The following is a 213-nucleotide window of genomic DNA, read 5'->3' as shown; positions in this document are numbered from 1 at the left end:
CCTTGCGGCGCATTTGCGGATTTCCGCCGTTTGCAAAGCTGCCTTCGGAGGCGACGTTTTCGCGGGCTTTTGCGCAGTTCGCTGACGAGCGACTGGTTGAACGCGCCTACGAAGCCATGATCAAGGAACACCTGGGTGACCAGTTGATCGGACATATCAGCCGCGACGGCACGGCCATTGCTGCCCGCGAGCGGCCTGCAGCGGCGGCCAGCG

The 213-nt window shown here is 63.4% G+C and carries 1 pseudogene; it reads left to right on the top strand.

Annotated features, from left to right (window positions below):
* A pseudogene (locus F1735_RS38725) lies at positions 1-213 on the top strand (IS5/IS1182 family transposase); the annotation flags it as partial.

Origin of the sequence: Massilia genomosp. 1 (assembly GCF_011682185.1) — a bacterium.
Taxonomy (GTDB): Bacteria; Pseudomonadota; Gammaproteobacteria; order Burkholderiales; family Burkholderiaceae_D; genus Telluria_A; species Telluria_A rubra.
This window is presented reverse-complemented; position numbering and strand designations above follow the sequence as displayed.